At 64.2% G+C, this 12,550-nt stretch carries 13 protein-coding genes and 1 pseudogene; 9 read left to right on the forward strand and 5 right to left on the reverse strand.

What is annotated here, in order from left to right; translation table 11 throughout:
- Positions 1-6: 6 nt before the first annotated feature.
- The 8 genes from paaB to IVB41_RS00990 all read left to right on the forward strand — a co-directional run bounded on the left by paaB (position 7) and on the right by IVB41_RS00990 (position 6,647).
- Positions 7-294: a 1,2-phenylacetyl-CoA epoxidase subunit PaaB gene (gene paaB, locus IVB41_RS00955; RefSeq protein ID WP_106942621.1), complete on the forward strand. Its 288-nt coding sequence runs from the start codon at positions 7-9 to the stop codon at positions 292-294.
- A complete protein-coding gene (paaC, locus tag IVB41_RS00960) occupies positions 294-1,070 on the forward strand; it encodes a 1,2-phenylacetyl-CoA epoxidase subunit PaaC (RefSeq protein ID WP_247425911.1) in 777 nt (258 codons plus the stop codon). Before paaB ends, paaC begins: the two co-directional genes overlap by 1 nt.
- Positions 1,064-1,567, forward strand: a complete 504-nt coding sequence (paaD, locus tag IVB41_RS00965) for a 1,2-phenylacetyl-CoA epoxidase subunit PaaD (protein ID WP_247425913.1) — start codon at positions 1,064-1,066, stop codon at positions 1,565-1,567. The genes paaC and paaD overlap by 7 nt, the downstream gene beginning before the upstream one ends.
- A gap of 2 nt (positions 1,568-1,569) precedes the next feature.
- On the forward strand, positions 1,570-2,652 hold the full coding sequence (paaE, locus tag IVB41_RS00970; RefSeq protein WP_247425915.1) for a 1,2-phenylacetyl-CoA epoxidase subunit PaaE: 1,083 nt from the start codon (positions 1,570-1,572) through the stop codon (positions 2,650-2,652).
- A gap of 55 nt (positions 2,653-2,707) precedes the next feature.
- A complete protein-coding gene (gene paaI / locus IVB41_RS00975; RefSeq protein ID WP_247425917.1) occupies positions 2,708-3,157 on the forward strand; it encodes a hydroxyphenylacetyl-CoA thioesterase PaaI in 450 nt (149 codons plus the stop codon).
- 28 nt (positions 3,158-3,185) lie between these two features.
- The gene (paaK, locus tag IVB41_RS00980; RefSeq protein WP_247288579.1) at positions 3,186-4,517 is read left to right on the forward strand and encodes a phenylacetate--CoA ligase PaaK; all 1,332 of its coding nucleotides are present in this window, start codon (positions 3,186-3,188) and stop codon (positions 4,515-4,517) included.
- A 64-nt stretch (positions 4,518-4,581) separates the two neighbouring features.
- Positions 4,582-5,586 (forward strand): zinc-binding alcohol dehydrogenase family protein, encoded by a 1,005-nt coding sequence (locus tag IVB41_RS00985; RefSeq protein WP_247425919.1) that lies wholly within the window; start codon positions 4,582-4,584, stop codon positions 5,584-5,586.
- Positions 5,587-5,588: 2 nt separating this feature from the next.
- Entirely contained in the window at positions 5,589-6,647 is a 1,059-nt protein-coding gene (locus IVB41_RS00990) for a YeeE/YedE family protein (protein ID WP_247425921.1), read from the forward strand.
- Here the strand turns inward: IVB41_RS00990 and IVB41_RS00995 are convergent.
- Positions 6,626-7,540, reverse strand: a complete 915-nt coding sequence (locus IVB41_RS00995; RefSeq protein WP_247425923.1) for a DMT family transporter — start codon at positions 7,538-7,540, stop codon at positions 6,626-6,628. The genes IVB41_RS00990 and IVB41_RS00995 overlap by 22 nt on opposite strands.
- A gap of 100 nt (positions 7,541-7,640) precedes the next feature.
- Here IVB41_RS00995 and IVB41_RS01000 point away from each other — a divergent pair, with 100 nt between their 5' ends.
- Positions 7,641-9,071, forward strand: coding sequence for a PLP-dependent aminotransferase family protein (locus IVB41_RS01000; RefSeq protein WP_247426181.1), 1,431 nt, complete (start codon positions 7,641-7,643; stop codon positions 9,069-9,071).
- Positions 9,072-9,081: 10 nt separating this feature from the next.
- On the opposite strand, the gene IVB41_RS01005 is transcribed toward IVB41_RS01000, so the two are convergent.
- The 4 genes and pseudogenes from IVB41_RS01005 to IVB41_RS01020 all read right to left on the reverse strand — a co-directional run bounded on the left by IVB41_RS01005 (position 9,082) and on the right by IVB41_RS01020 (position 12,544).
- On the reverse strand, positions 9,082-10,305 hold the full coding sequence (locus IVB41_RS01005) for a bifunctional alpha/beta hydrolase/OsmC family protein (RefSeq protein WP_247425924.1): 1,224 nt from the start codon (positions 10,303-10,305) through the stop codon (positions 9,082-9,084).
- A 25-nt stretch (positions 10,306-10,330) separates the two neighbouring features.
- On the reverse strand, positions 10,331-10,990 hold the full coding sequence (locus tag IVB41_RS01010) for a sulfite oxidase-like oxidoreductase (RefSeq protein WP_247425926.1): 660 nt from the start codon (positions 10,988-10,990) through the stop codon (positions 10,331-10,333).
- Between the two features lie 3 nt (positions 10,991-10,993).
- Positions 10,994-11,194 (reverse strand): annotated as a pseudogene (locus tag IVB41_RS01015) (alpha-ketoglutarate permease); the annotation flags it as partial.
- Between the two features lie 126 nt (positions 11,195-11,320).
- Positions 11,321-12,544 carry a cytochrome P450 gene (locus IVB41_RS01020; protein WP_027568924.1) on the reverse strand — a complete coding sequence of 408 codons (1,224 nt, stop codon included), beginning with the start codon at positions 12,542-12,544 and terminating at the stop codon, positions 11,321-11,323.
- Positions 12,545-12,550 lie beyond the last annotated feature (6 nt).

Raw genomic sequence — 12,550 nt, forward strand, 5'->3', positions numbered from 1 at the left:
ATCGCAATGGCCACGCCAAACACGCCGCTGTGGGAAGTCTTCATTCGCAGCCGCAACGGGCTCGCGCACAAGCATGTCGGCTCGCTGCATGCGAGCGACGCCACGATGGCCTTGCAGGCCGCCCGCGATATCTACACCCGTCGCGGCGAAGGTCTTTCGATCTGGGTCGTGCCGTCGACGGCGATCACCGCAAGCGATCCCGCCGACAAGGGCATGATGTTCGAGCCGGCGGAGTCGAAGATCTACCGGCACCCGACGTTTTACGAAGTGCCCGAGGAAGTGGGACACATGTGATGCCCGTCGCGAACATCGAGGTCTCAGAAACACCACTGGTGCTCTACGCGCTGCGCCGGGCCGACGACGCGCTGATCCTTGGGCACAGGCTGTCGGAATGGTGCGGACATGCGCCGATGCTGGAAGAGGACATGGCGCTCTCCAACATCGCGCTCGACCTCCTTGGCCAGGCCCGCGAACTCTACTCTTACGCCGCCAAGGCCGAAGGCAAGGACAACGACGAGGACAGCTTCGCGTACCTGCGCGACGTCAGGCAGTATCGCAATCTGCTGCTGGTCGAGCAGCCCAATGGCGATTTTGCCCAGACGCTGGTACGGCAGTTCTTCTATTCCGCCTTCGCTGATCTCTACTGGCGTGCGATGATGACTTCGCGCGATGCGGCGCTAGCGGCCATTGCCGCCAAGTCGGAGAAGGAGAGCGCCTATCACCTTCGCCATGCCTCGGAGTGGATCATCCGGCTCGGTGACGGCACGGCTGAAAGCCATGCCCGCGCGCAGGCCGCGATCAATCATCTCTGGGCTTTCACCGGTGAGATGTTTGCCGTCGATGAAGGCGAGCGCGCCCTGATCCATGCCGATATCGCCGTCGATCCCGGAAGCTTGCGGGGTCGCTGGATGACGACACTCTCGGGTGTCGTTAGTGAAACCACGCTAGAGCTGCCGCAGACCGACTGGATGCAGCAAGGCGGTCGTTCCGGGCGGCACAGCGAGCATCTTGGCCATCTTCTGTCCGAGCTGCAGTCGATGCAGCGCACTTTCCCGGGGCAGACATGGTGACGGTGCTGGAGCCCGATAGCGAACTGCGCCAACGGGCCTGGGATGCCGCGGCGAGCGTGGTCGATCCCGAAATTCCGGTCTTGACCATCGCCGATCTTGGCGTGCTCCGTGATGTCGTCCTCGACGGCGATCACGTCGAGGTCGCGATCACCCCGACCTATTCGGGCTGCCCAGCCATGAACATGATCGCGCTGGAAATCGAAGTCGCGCTGGAGCGCGCCGGTTTTTGCAGTCCAAAAGTCCGCACTGTGCTCTCGCCGGCCTGGACCACCGACTGGATGAGCGAAGAGGGCCGCCGGAAGCTTCACGCCTACGGCATCGCGCCGCCGCAGGATTCGAATTCCCGCCGCTCGCTGTTCGGCGAGCAAGCTGTTACGTGCCCGCAATGCGGCTCGGCGAATACCGAGCTGCTATCCGAATTCGGCTCCACCTCCTGCAAGGCGCTCTGGCGCTGCAAGGCCTGCCGCGAACCCTTTGATTATTTCAAGTGTCATTGACCATGTCAGCAGCCGCACCACGCTTTCATCGCCTGGCCGTCAACGACCTCCGCCGCGAGGCGTCGGACGCCGTATCGCTGACATTCGCCATCCCGGCGGAGCTTGCGACCGACTACGCCTTCACGCCCGGCCAATACCTCACACTCCGCACCACGCTGGATGGCGAGGAAGTGCGCCGCTCCTATTCGATCTGCTCCGGGCCCGACGACGGCGAGATACGCATCGCCGTAAAGAAGATCGATGGTGGCGCGTTTTCGAGCTGGGCAGCGGACGATTTGAAGTGTGGCGACGCGCTGGATGTGATGACGCCCACGGGACGTTTCGGCGTGATCCCGCTGGCCGGCACCGGCCGCATCCATGTCGGCTTTGCCGCCGGCTCCGGCATCACGCCGATCCTGTCGATCGTCAAGGGCACGCTTGCGCGCGAGCCGGACAGCCAGTTCTTCCTGTTCTACGGCAATCGCACGACCGACAACATCATGTTCCTCGAGGCGCTCGAAGAGCTCAAGGATCGCTTCATCGACCGGCTCTCGATCTTCCACGTCATCTCCGGCGAGGAGCAGGACATCCCGATCCTGCATGGCCGGCTCGACGGCGACAAGGTGCGAGTGCTGCTGCGTTCGCTGGTGCCGGCGGAAAGCGTCGATCACGTCTTCATCTGCGGTCCGTCCGGCATGAGCGAGGACATCGAGGCGACCTGCCGAGGGCTCGGCATCGCGGAAGAGCGTATCCATGTCGAGCGCTTCGTCTCCGAGTTCGGTGGCAAGCCGCGGCCGAAGAAGATCGTTGCGCCCGACGCGCCCCCGAAAGCGATCGCGTCGCTGATCATCGACGGCAAGCGCCGCGACGTGCCGGTCGCCGAGGACGAGGCGATCCTCGATGCCGCACTACGCGCCGGTGTCGATCTGCCCTTCGCCTGCAAGGGCGGCATGTGCTCGACCTGCCGTGCAAAACTGGTGGAGGGTGAGGCGCCGATGGATATCAACTACTCGCTGGAACCCTGGGAGCTGAAAGCCGGCTTTGTCCTGACCTGTCAGGCCAAGCCATCGTCGGAGCGGGTCGTGGTCGATTACGACCACGTTTGACAGTTTTAGCCAGGCAGCAGAACATCGTGTCCAAACACTCGGAGGGGAGAAGCGCGTGAACGTCAAGGCCGCCTTGTCGCCCGAGGATGTTGCCCGCGCCTGCGCCGATGCGATGTGGGCGCAGGACGATGCCTCCAAAGGACTCGGCATGGAGATCGTCGAGATCGGGCCGGGCTATGCGACGCTGGCGATGACTGTGCGGCCGGACATGGTCAACGGCCAGCGCATCGCCCATGGCGGCTTCATCTTCACGCTCGCCGATTCCGCCTTCGCTTTCGCGTGCAACTCGCACAACGATCGCGTCGTGGCGGCGCAGGGCCAGATCACCTTCATCAAGCCGGGCAGGCTCGGCGATCGCCTCGTCGCAAAAGCGCGCGAGGTCACGCGCGGCGGCCGCTCCGGCATCTATGACGTGCGCGTCACCGCCGGCGATACAGTCATCGCCGAATTTCGCGGGCATTCGCGGGTCATTCCCGGCAATTGGCTGCCGGCGCAGGATCAATAAAGAAAAGCAATGATGCGGGGAAACGAGGATGGCTCTGACGAGGCTCAAGGAAGGTGGTAACACCTATCGCGCCGAAATGGATGCGCATGAGCGCGCATCGCGCGACGAGATCATGGCACTCCAGACGGAGCGACTGGCCTGGTCGCTGAAGCACGCCTACGACAACGTCCCGCATTATCGCAAGGCCTTCGACGCGGCCGGCGTGCATCCGTCCGACTTTCGAGAGCTCTCGGATCTTGCGAAATTTCCGTTCACGGTGAAGACGGACCTGCGCGACAATTATCCCTTCAACATGTTTGCCGTGCCCCGTGAAAAGCTGGTGCGCGTGCATGCGTCCTCCGGCACGACGGGCAAGCCGATCGTGGTCGGCTATACGCAACGCGACATCGACACATGGTCGGACGTGATGGCGCGCTCGATCCGCGCCGCCGGCGGCCGCACTGGCATGATCATCCACAATGCCTATGGCTACGGTCTCTTCACCGGCGGGTTAGGGGTGCACTATGGCGCCGAAAAACTCGGCTGCACCGTGGTGCCGATCTCCGGGGGCATGACCGAGCGGCAGGTGCAGCTCATCAACGACTTCCGGCCCGACATCATCACGGTGACGCCGAGCTACATGCTGGCGATCCTCGACGAGTTCAAGCGCCAGAAGCTCGATCCACGCCAGTGCTCGCTCAAGGTCGGCATCTTCGGTGCCGAGCCCTGGACCAATGCCATGCGCGGCGAGATCGAAGACGCCTTCGACATGGACGCGACCGACATCTACGGTCTTTCCGAGGTGATCGGGCCCGGCGTTGCGCAGGAATGTATCGAGACCAAGGACGGTCTGCACATCTGGGAGGATCATTTCTATCCCGAAGTCATCGACCCCGACACCGGTGCAGTGCTGCCCGACGGTGAGAAGGGCGAACTTGTCTTTACCTCGCTCACCAAGGAAGCGTTTCCGGTGGTCCGCTATCGCACCCGTGACCTGACGCGGCTGTTGCCGGGGACGGCGCGGCCGGGCATGCGGCGGATGGAGAAGGTCACGGGCCGTTCTGACGACATGATCATTCTGCGCGGCGTCAATCTGTTCCCGACCCAGATCGAGGAGGTTCTGCTCGCCACCGACTGGTGCGGAGGGCATTTCATTCTGGAACTGACCCGCGAAGGCCGCATGGACGAGTTGACCATCATTGCCGAGGCGCGGCCGGAGAGCTGGGACGGCCGGGGCCTCCTCGACCATGCGAGCCGGATCTCGACGCACATCAAGAACACCATCGGCATCAGCTCCAGGGTGAGCGTGGTTGCGCCGGCCACGCTGGAACGCTCGCTCGGCAAGGCCAAGCGCCTCTATGACAAGCGGCCCAAGGATTGACTTGACGGATTGACTCGACCGTCCCCAAGGGCGACAAGGCCCGCGAGAAATCGCGGGTCTTTCCATGTCAACAGCCGATCCCAAAGCCGTCGACGCGCGCTGTGTGCGCCTCAACGCGAAGGCCGAGAACGCGGCTGCGGTTGCGCCGGTGGTTGAGCGTCGGACGTTCGCTCGCGGCCCTAGCGATCTCCTGATCGAGGTGAGGGCCGCCGCCGTCAATCCGTCCGACGTCAAGGCCGCGACCGGGCTGATGCCCTATGCCATCTTCCCGCGCACGCCGGGTCGCGATTACGCCGGCGTGGTGATCGACGGGCCGGCCGGTATGATCGGCCGCGAGGTGTTCGGCTCCTCCGGCGATCTCGGCATCCGTCGCGACGGCACCCACGCCAGCCATCTCGTCGTTGAATCTGACGCGGTTGTCGACAAGCCGAAAACCGTCTCCTGGGAGGAGGCTGCCGGCATCGGCGTGCCCTTCGTCACCGCCATGGAGGGCTTTCGCCGCGCCGGCATTCCAAAGCCCGGGGAAGCAGTGCTGGTATTCGGCGTCAACGGCAAGGTCGGTCAAGCGGCGGTGCAGATCGCGACCTGGCAGGGTGCGCGTGTCATCGGCGTGGTGCGCAAGGCGGAAGCTTATGAGGGCCATACCAACGCGGCCATCGAGGTGATCGACGCTTCCGCGACCGACGTCGCCACACGCGTGCGCGAGTTGACCGGGAGTAAAGGTGCCGACATCGTCTTCAACACGGTCGGCGATCCCTATTTCCAGGCGGCGCACAAGTCGCTCGCGCTTCGCGGCCGCCAGATCCTGATCGCCGCGATCGACCGCATCGTGCAGTTCAACATCCTCGAATTCTACCGCGGGCAACACACCTATGTCGGCATCGACACGCTCGGCCTGTCGTCGGCGGCAACAGGCGCGGTGCTGCGCGAACTCGGCTCCGGCTTTGCGAGCGGGCACCTGAAACCGTTCCCGATCAAGGCGAACGCCGTCTATTCGCTCGAGCGCGCGAAGGAGGCCTATGTCGCCGTTGCCGGCTCGTCGCGGGACCGCGTGATCCTGAAGCCTTGATCATGGAGTCGTCCACCCAGCTCGTCATCCTCGCCGGCCTCGGCATCGGCCTGGTTTACGGCGCCGTCGGCCTGCTCAGCGGCTTCTGCCTGATGAGCAGCATGCGCGGCTGGCTGGCGAAGGGGGATGGGCGGCTGGTACGCACCTACGCGTTGGCGATCGCGGTTGCGACCGCCGCGAGCCAATTCCTCGCCGGCAACGGCATGGTCGATCTCGGCAAGTCGATCTACCTGCAACAGTCCTTTTCGGTGCCAGTGCTGTTTCTCGGCGGGCTTCTGTTCGGATACGGCATGGTGCTGTCGAACGGCTGCGGCTCGCGCGCGCTGGTGCTGCTCGGTCGCGGCAATCTCCGCTCCTTCGTCGTGGTGGTCGTGCTCGCCATCGCCGCGCAGATGACGCTCAAGGGCCTGATCGCGCCGGCGCGCATCGCGCTGGTCCAGGCCTCGCAAACCACGGTCAACATAAATTCGTTGCCGTCGCTGTTGGCCATGTTCGGTCCGGCTGAAGCGGTTTCGCGCGCCATGGCTGCTGCTGTCATCGTCGTCGTGCTGATCCTGTTTGCTTTCGCGCACCCGGCGTTCCGGCGTTCCGCCGGCCAGATTGCAGCCGGTGTCATCGTCGGTCTCCTCGTCGCCGGCGGCTGGTTCGTCACTGGCTATCTCGGCGCGGATGACTTCAACCCGGTGCCGGTGACCTCGCTCACCTTCGTCGCGCCGATTGCGGACAGTCTGCAATATGCCATGCTCTCGACTGGTCTGACGCCGAATTTCGGCATTGCGACAGTTGCCGGCGTCTTCGCTGGCAGTCTGGCCACCGCGCTAGCTACGGGCCGTTTCCATCTCGAAGGCTATTCCTCGCCACGCCATATGCTGCGTTCGGCCAGCGGCGCTGCGCTGATGGGTATCGGCGGCGTGATGGCGTTCGGCTGCTCGATCGGGCAAGGGCTCACCGGGGTGTCGACGCTCGCGCTGGGCTCCTTCGTCGCCATCGCCGGCATCCTGCTCGGCACGACGGCGGGCTTGCGCGGGATGCTGCGCGTTCAGCCGTTCGCGGTAGCCTGACGGCGCAGCATGCGATCGCCGAGCGTGGCAAAGCCAATGCCACCGATGATCAGTCCGGCCGCAACGGCAAGACTAATATCAATAGGCTCGCCCAGCAGGATCGCAGCGCAGGCGATCCCGACGAGCGGCGTGCCGGTGGTCCCGAGCGCCGTCGTCAGAGCCGAGATGCTCTTGTTGACCATCGACATGGCCCAATAAGCCAGCGCCGTCCCGATCAGACCGGAGTACAGGAACAGCAGGACGAGTTTCCATGACCATTCCGCGTGCGGCAGCCCCTCCACGATCATCGCAGCCGCTGACAGCACGATCGTGGCAACGAGCACCTGCCAGATTAGGAGCTGAAGTGGGGATGCGATCCAGCGATGGGCCCGAATATAGATGATGTTCGCAGCCCATGAGATCGCGGCCAGGATCACCATGCCAGCGCCAAGCACGACGTTGGCATTCGCCCAGTCGATCGAGGTGGGATTCAGGATCACGGCAAGACCAATCAGCCCGAGCAGGGCGCCGGCCAGTTTTGGCACAGTCAGCGTATCCTTCCCCAGCAGGGGCGCTGCGATCGCGACCCAGAGCGGCGTGGTGTAGCCGAGCACAATGGCCTTGCTCGCGGGCAGGAAGCGCACACCGGCCGCCACCAGGACAGAGAATATCGTCATGTGCAGCAGCGCGACACTCAGGACCACCGGAATGTCGCGCCGCTTTGGGATCACCAGATTGTTGCTGAGCCCCAGGATCACGAACAATGCTGCCAAAGCGATCCAGCTGCGGATCGCCGAGGTCCAGAGCGGCGGAAGGAATTGCACGAGCTGCTTCGTCACCGACCAGTTTACGCCCCAGGCCAGCACGACGATGAGGAATAGGCCGACGGCCGCGCGGGGCGAGAGGGAGTTCATCGGAAAATCCTTGAAGCAGTTCTATCCGGCGGATAGCATTCCGCCTGGCACCGAAAAAAGTGCCAGATCAGAAAGGATCAAGGTGCCAGTTCCGGAAAGCATGATCTCCGCCCTGATCGAGCTGAACCGGGCCGACGACGAGGGACTGGTGGCTCAGCTGACGAGCCAGCTTCGAAGCTTGATCGCGACCGGCCGTCTCGTCAAAGGCCGCACGCTGCCATCGAGCCGCCGGCTTGCGAGCGATCTCGGCGTCTCGCGCAACACCGTCAGCTATGCGTTCGAGCAGCTCGCCGCCGAGGGATATCTCGAGGCCTCGCACGGACGCCGTCCGATGATTACGCTCGAGGGCGGCGAGCGCATTGCAGAGGCGGGCGCCATCGCATCTCGCATGCGCCTTGCCAGGCCGCGGCTTTCGCCTTGGGCTTCAAGCCTCACGCAGACCGACTGGCCGATGTCTTATCAGGCGCGACTGAGACCCTTGCGTCCCGGGCACGGCGATTTCCGGGAGTTTCCCAACGAGGTCTGGGCGCGCTGCCTGCGCCGCAGCGCCGTGCGCGCGGCCAAGCGCGAGCTCGGACCGGTCAACCGGGCGCGCCTGCGCGAGGCGCTGGCGCATTATCTCGCGACCAGCAGGGGTGTGCGCGCGACGGCGGACCAGATCCTGATTCTGCCGAGCGCGCAGGCCGCGCTGACCTTGATTGCGGCCGCCGTCATCACGCCCGGCGACGACGTCTGGGTCGAGGATCCCGGCTATCCCGGCGCCGCGGCCGCGTTCCGTGCGTCCGGTGCGCGCGTGATCGGGATGAGGTTGGACGAGCAGGGCATGCAGCGGATTCCGGGGATAGCGACCCCGACATTGATCTTCATGACGCCGTCGCACCAGCACCCGACCGGCCGCCTGATGTCGCTCTCGCGCCGCACGGAGTTTCTTGGCCTGAGCAGGCCCGGCAAGACCTGGATCGTAGAGGACGATTACGACGGTGAATTCCACTATGACAGCCGGCCGGTGCCGGCCTTGCAGGGACTCGATGCCCATGGCCGCGTGTTCTATGTCGGTACGTTCTCCAAGGCCATGACCTCGGACATCCGCCTCGGCTATCTCGTCGTTCCGCCGGCCCTGGTCAACACCTTGGAGATCGCACAGCGGCACATCGGGCTGATCGCCCCGAGCCACGTCCAGGAAGCGCTGGCCGAGTTCATTGCCGACGGACATTTCCTGGCGCATCTGCGCCGGGTGCGCCGGATCTATCATGCCCGCCGCGATCACCTCGTGGAGGGACTAGAGCGCCATTTGGGCGACGTGCTCTCTGCCGAAGTGCCCCCCGGTGGCATTCAGCTCGTCGCGCGCCTCAAGCGCGGTCGCGCGGATCAGAAGGCGGTAAAGCGGCTGGTCGAAGCGGGCGTTGAAACGCGTGCCCTGTCCGGCTTGGCACTGGGCAGGCCGCGCGATCACGGTCTATTGCTCGGCTTCGCGGCCTGGCGCGAAAGCGAGATCACCGCGGCATTGCGGACGATGGCGTCGTGCTTCTAGCGCAATCGCGCTAGTCCACCGCCTTTGTGACGATGCGGATTTCCGAGGTCAGCGTCCGGTGCACCGGGCACTTGTCGGCGATCTCCATCAACTTCTTGCGCTGCTCGGGATCGAGCGCGCCGTCCATCGCGATGTCGCGCTCGATCTGGTCGAGCATGCCGTCGCGCGTCTCGCATTCCGCGCAGTCTTTCGCATAGATCTTAGAATGCTTCAGTGAGACGGTGACACGATCGAGCGGCAGCGACTTGCGGTCGGCATAGAGGCGCATGGTCATGGAGGTGCAGGCCCCGAGGCCAGCGAGCAGAAGATCATAAGGACCAGGGCCGGCATCCTCGCCGCCGGCGGCGACCGGTTCATCCGCGATCAGGCGATGCGGACCGACAGAGATGACCTGGTTGAACTTGCTCTTGCGGGTCTCCTGCACCACGACCCGGCGCGGCGCCTCCGGGAGATCCATTGCCTTCGCCGGTTTGGCTGTGTCGATGTACCGGCTTGCCCAGGCCGCGATCATGTCGGCCGCGTAGAGCGCATCGGCCGGCTTGGTCAGCAGATGATCCGCATGATCGAGCGAGACGAAGCTCTTGGGATGCCGGGCGGAGACGAAGAGCTTCGTCGCATTGTCGATGCCGACGGTATCGTCGACTGGAGAATGCATGACTAACAGCGCCTTGTGCAGGCCGGTGACGTCCTTCATCAGCTCGTGCTCGGCGATGTCGTCGAGGAATTCGCGCTTGATCCGGAACGGGCGTCCCGCAAGCGAGACTTCGACCTCACCTTGGGTGCGAATGTCGTCGAGATGCTCTTTGAACAGGCCGGTGACGTGGGCGGGATCGGATGGTGCCGCAATGGTCACAACCGCCTTGGCCTCCGGGATGTGTCCGACTGCGGCGAGGATCGCGGCGCCGCCGAGGCTGTGACCGATCAGAATCGACGGCGCCTTGCGGACGCTACGCAGATGATCGGCAGCGCGCACGAGATCGGCGACGTTGGAGGAAAACGTCGAATTGGCGAAATCCCCTTCACTGGAGCCGAGCCCGGTAAAGTCGAAGCGCAGCACCGCGATGCCCTTGGCGGCGAGCGCGACTGAGATGCGCTTGGCGGCCAGCGTGTCCTTGCCGCAAGTGAAGCAATGCGCGAACAGCGCGAAGGCCGTGGGCTCGCCGTCGGGTAGCTCCAGCGCGGCCGAGAGTTGATGGCCGCCTTCGCCGGTGAATTGAAAGCGCTCTGTCGGCATGGGCTTCCCCCGTCCTTGCTTGAACCTAATCGCCCGAATAGCGCTGCTCTGCCCAGGGATCGCCGCGATTATGATAGCCGCGGACTTCCCAGAAGCCCGGCGCGTCCTCGGTCAGGAATTCGATCGACTGAACCCATTTGGCGCTCTTCCAGAAATACAGATGCGGCACCACCAGCCGCACCGGGCCGCCATGTTCGGCCGACAATGGCTCACCGGACCAGCTATGGGCGAGCAATGCATCCTCGGCTGCAAAGTCGTCCAGCGCGAGGTTGGTGGTGTAGCCGTCATGGGAATGCAGCACGACGAAGCGCGCATCCTGGCGCGGCTGGCAGGCCGCGAGCAGCTCGCGCGTAGCGAGCCCCTCCCACTCATTGTCGTAGCGCGACCAGGTCGTGACGCAGTGGATGTCGGAGGTGAACCGCGCCTGCTTCTGGGCGGCGAACTCGGCAAAAGTCCAGAACACGGGGGTCTCGATTGCGCCGTAGACGTCGAGCCGCCAGCGCTCGCGCGAAACCGGCGGCACGACGCCGAGATCGAGCACCGGCCAGTCTTTTGTCAGATGCTGGCCGGGCGGCAGGCGCTGATCTTCCGGGCGCGTGATCTTGCCGGTCAAAAAGTGGCCTTCGCGCGCCCATTTTTCCTTGGTGCGCGTCAGCTTGCTGTCGGATGGCGTCTCGTCGGTCATGAGCTACTCGTGCCGGTGCATCGCGGAGGCATGCATGGTGTCGCGCATGGTGGAATAGATGATCAGCGACAGGCAGATGATACCAGCGAGATAGTAGTAGAACCACTCCTCATGCCCGATGCTCTTGAAATAGAGCGCGATTGCCGGCGCCGTGCCTCCGAACACCGAGACGGTGATCGCATAGGGCAGGCCTACGCCGAGGTTGCCGATCGAGCCGATGAAGGTCGCGTTGATCCGCGCTGGGCGCTGGAGATATCAAAATACTCAGAGGCCGGTTTGATTGCTTGTCTCAGTCACGTCCGGCCTCTCCGCATCGCTGTTTGGAGAGGTCTACATCGCCTTTCCAAGCAAAAATGGCAACTGGCGGGGACCTCTGACGGTTCCCTGTGACCAGGTCACCGTGCCCGCCGGATCGAGGGCGAAGTCCGGAATTCGCTTCAGCCATTCCTCCAGCGCAACCTGCATCTCCATGCGCGCAAGGTTCGAGCCGACGCAGCGGTGGATACCGAGGCCGAAGGCGGCGTGGCGGTTCTCACGGCGGTCAATCACGACCTTGTCAGCATCCGGAAACATTTTCGGGTCACGGTTGGCGGCCGGGAAGGACAGCAGCACCATGTTGCCTGCCTTGACCGGGCAGCCGGAAATCGTGGTCTCCTTGACCACTTCGCGCGCCATCGTCACCGGCGAATAGGCGCGCAGCAGCTCCTCCACCGCGGTCGGGATCAGTCCGGGCTCGGCGACCAGGCGCTGGCGGTCGGCCGGCGTCCGGGCGAGGTGCCAGAGCGAGGAGCCGATCGCGCTCCATGTGGTGTCGATGCCGGCAATCAGGAGCAGTCGCAGCGAGCCCAGCACGTGCGAATCCTCGAGCGGATTGCCCTCCTTGTCCCTGGCATTCATCAGGTAGGAAATGAGGTCGTCGGTCGGCTTGTTCTTGCGCGCTTCGATATGGGCGCTGAAATAGACGGTCATCTCTTGCACCGCCTGGAGCAGCGTGTTTTCGTCCTTGATGCCAAGTTCCAGGATCATGTGGATCCAGCGGATGAAGAGATCGCTGTCTGTCTCGGGGATGCCGAGCATGTGGGCGATCGCGCGAACCGGAATGTGCTTGGTGTAGCGCTCTGCCGCGTCCAGTCCGCCTTCAGTGATGAAACCGTCGATCAACTCGTTGCAGATCGCGCGCACCCGCGGTTCCAGCTTCTTCATCGCGTCCGGCGTGAACGGCGGCAGCAGCAATTGCTTGGCTGGCTTGTGCACCGGCGGATCGGACGTGATCGGCGGGGCGGAGTTTCTGCTGGTGATCTCCGGCCGAACGTCACGGACGATGATGCGGCGCGAGGAGAAATGCTCGCTGTCGTTGGCGATCTGGCGCACCGCTTCATAGGTCGTCGGCAGGTAGCAGCCGAGGAAGCGGTCGGTATGCACGACCGGGCTTGCGGCGCGCAGCTCGTCCCAGATCGGGAAAGGATCTTCCGTCCATTGCGGATCGGTGTGGTCGAAATCATGGACCCAGTCGGTCACGGGCGGATGGGCGGCGGGCTGGCTGACGTCGGACATCTCGAA

Origin of the sequence: Bradyrhizobium sp. 44 (assembly GCF_023073095.1) — a bacterium.
Classification (GTDB): domain Bacteria; phylum Pseudomonadota; class Alphaproteobacteria; order Rhizobiales; family Xanthobacteraceae; genus Bradyrhizobium.

Coding starts and splice junctions, on each gene's coding strand:
- paaB (WP_106942621.1), top strand. CDS start 7: ATGGCCACGCCAAACACGCCGCTGTGGGAAGTCTTCATTCGCAGCCGC.
- paaC (WP_247425911.1), top strand. CDS start 294: ATGCCCGTCGCGAACATCGAGGTCTCAGAAACACCACTGGTGCTCTAC.
- paaD (WP_247425913.1), top strand. CDS start 1,064: ATGGTGACGGTGCTGGAGCCCGATAGCGAACTGCGCCAACGGGCCTGG.
- paaE (WP_247425915.1), top strand. CDS start 1,570: ATGTCAGCAGCCGCACCACGCTTTCATCGCCTGGCCGTCAACGACCTC.
- paaK (WP_247288579.1), top strand. CDS start 3,186: ATGGCTCTGACGAGGCTCAAGGAAGGTGGTAACACCTATCGCGCCGAA.
- IVB41_RS00985 (WP_247425919.1), top strand. CDS start 4,582: ATGTCAACAGCCGATCCCAAAGCCGTCGACGCGCGCTGTGTGCGCCTC.
- IVB41_RS00990 (WP_247425921.1), top strand. CDS start 5,589: ATGGAGTCGTCCACCCAGCTCGTCATCCTCGCCGGCCTCGGCATCGGC.
- IVB41_RS00995 (WP_247425923.1), bottom strand. CDS start 7,540: ATGAACTCCCTCTCGCCCCGCGCGGCCGTCGGCCTATTCCTCATCGTC.
- IVB41_RS01000 (WP_247426181.1), top strand. CDS start 7,641: ATGATCTCCGCCCTGATCGAGCTGAACCGGGCCGACGACGAGGGACTG.
- IVB41_RS01005 (WP_247425924.1), bottom strand. CDS start 10,305: ATGCCGACAGAGCGCTTTCAATTCACCGGCGAAGGCGGCCATCAACTC.
- IVB41_RS01010 (WP_247425926.1), bottom strand. CDS start 10,990: ATGACCGACGAGACGCCATCCGACAGCAAGCTGACGCGCACCAAGGAA.
- IVB41_RS01020 (WP_027568924.1), bottom strand. CDS start 12,544: ATGTCCGACGTCAGCCAGCCCGCCGCCCATCCGCCCGTGACCGACTGG.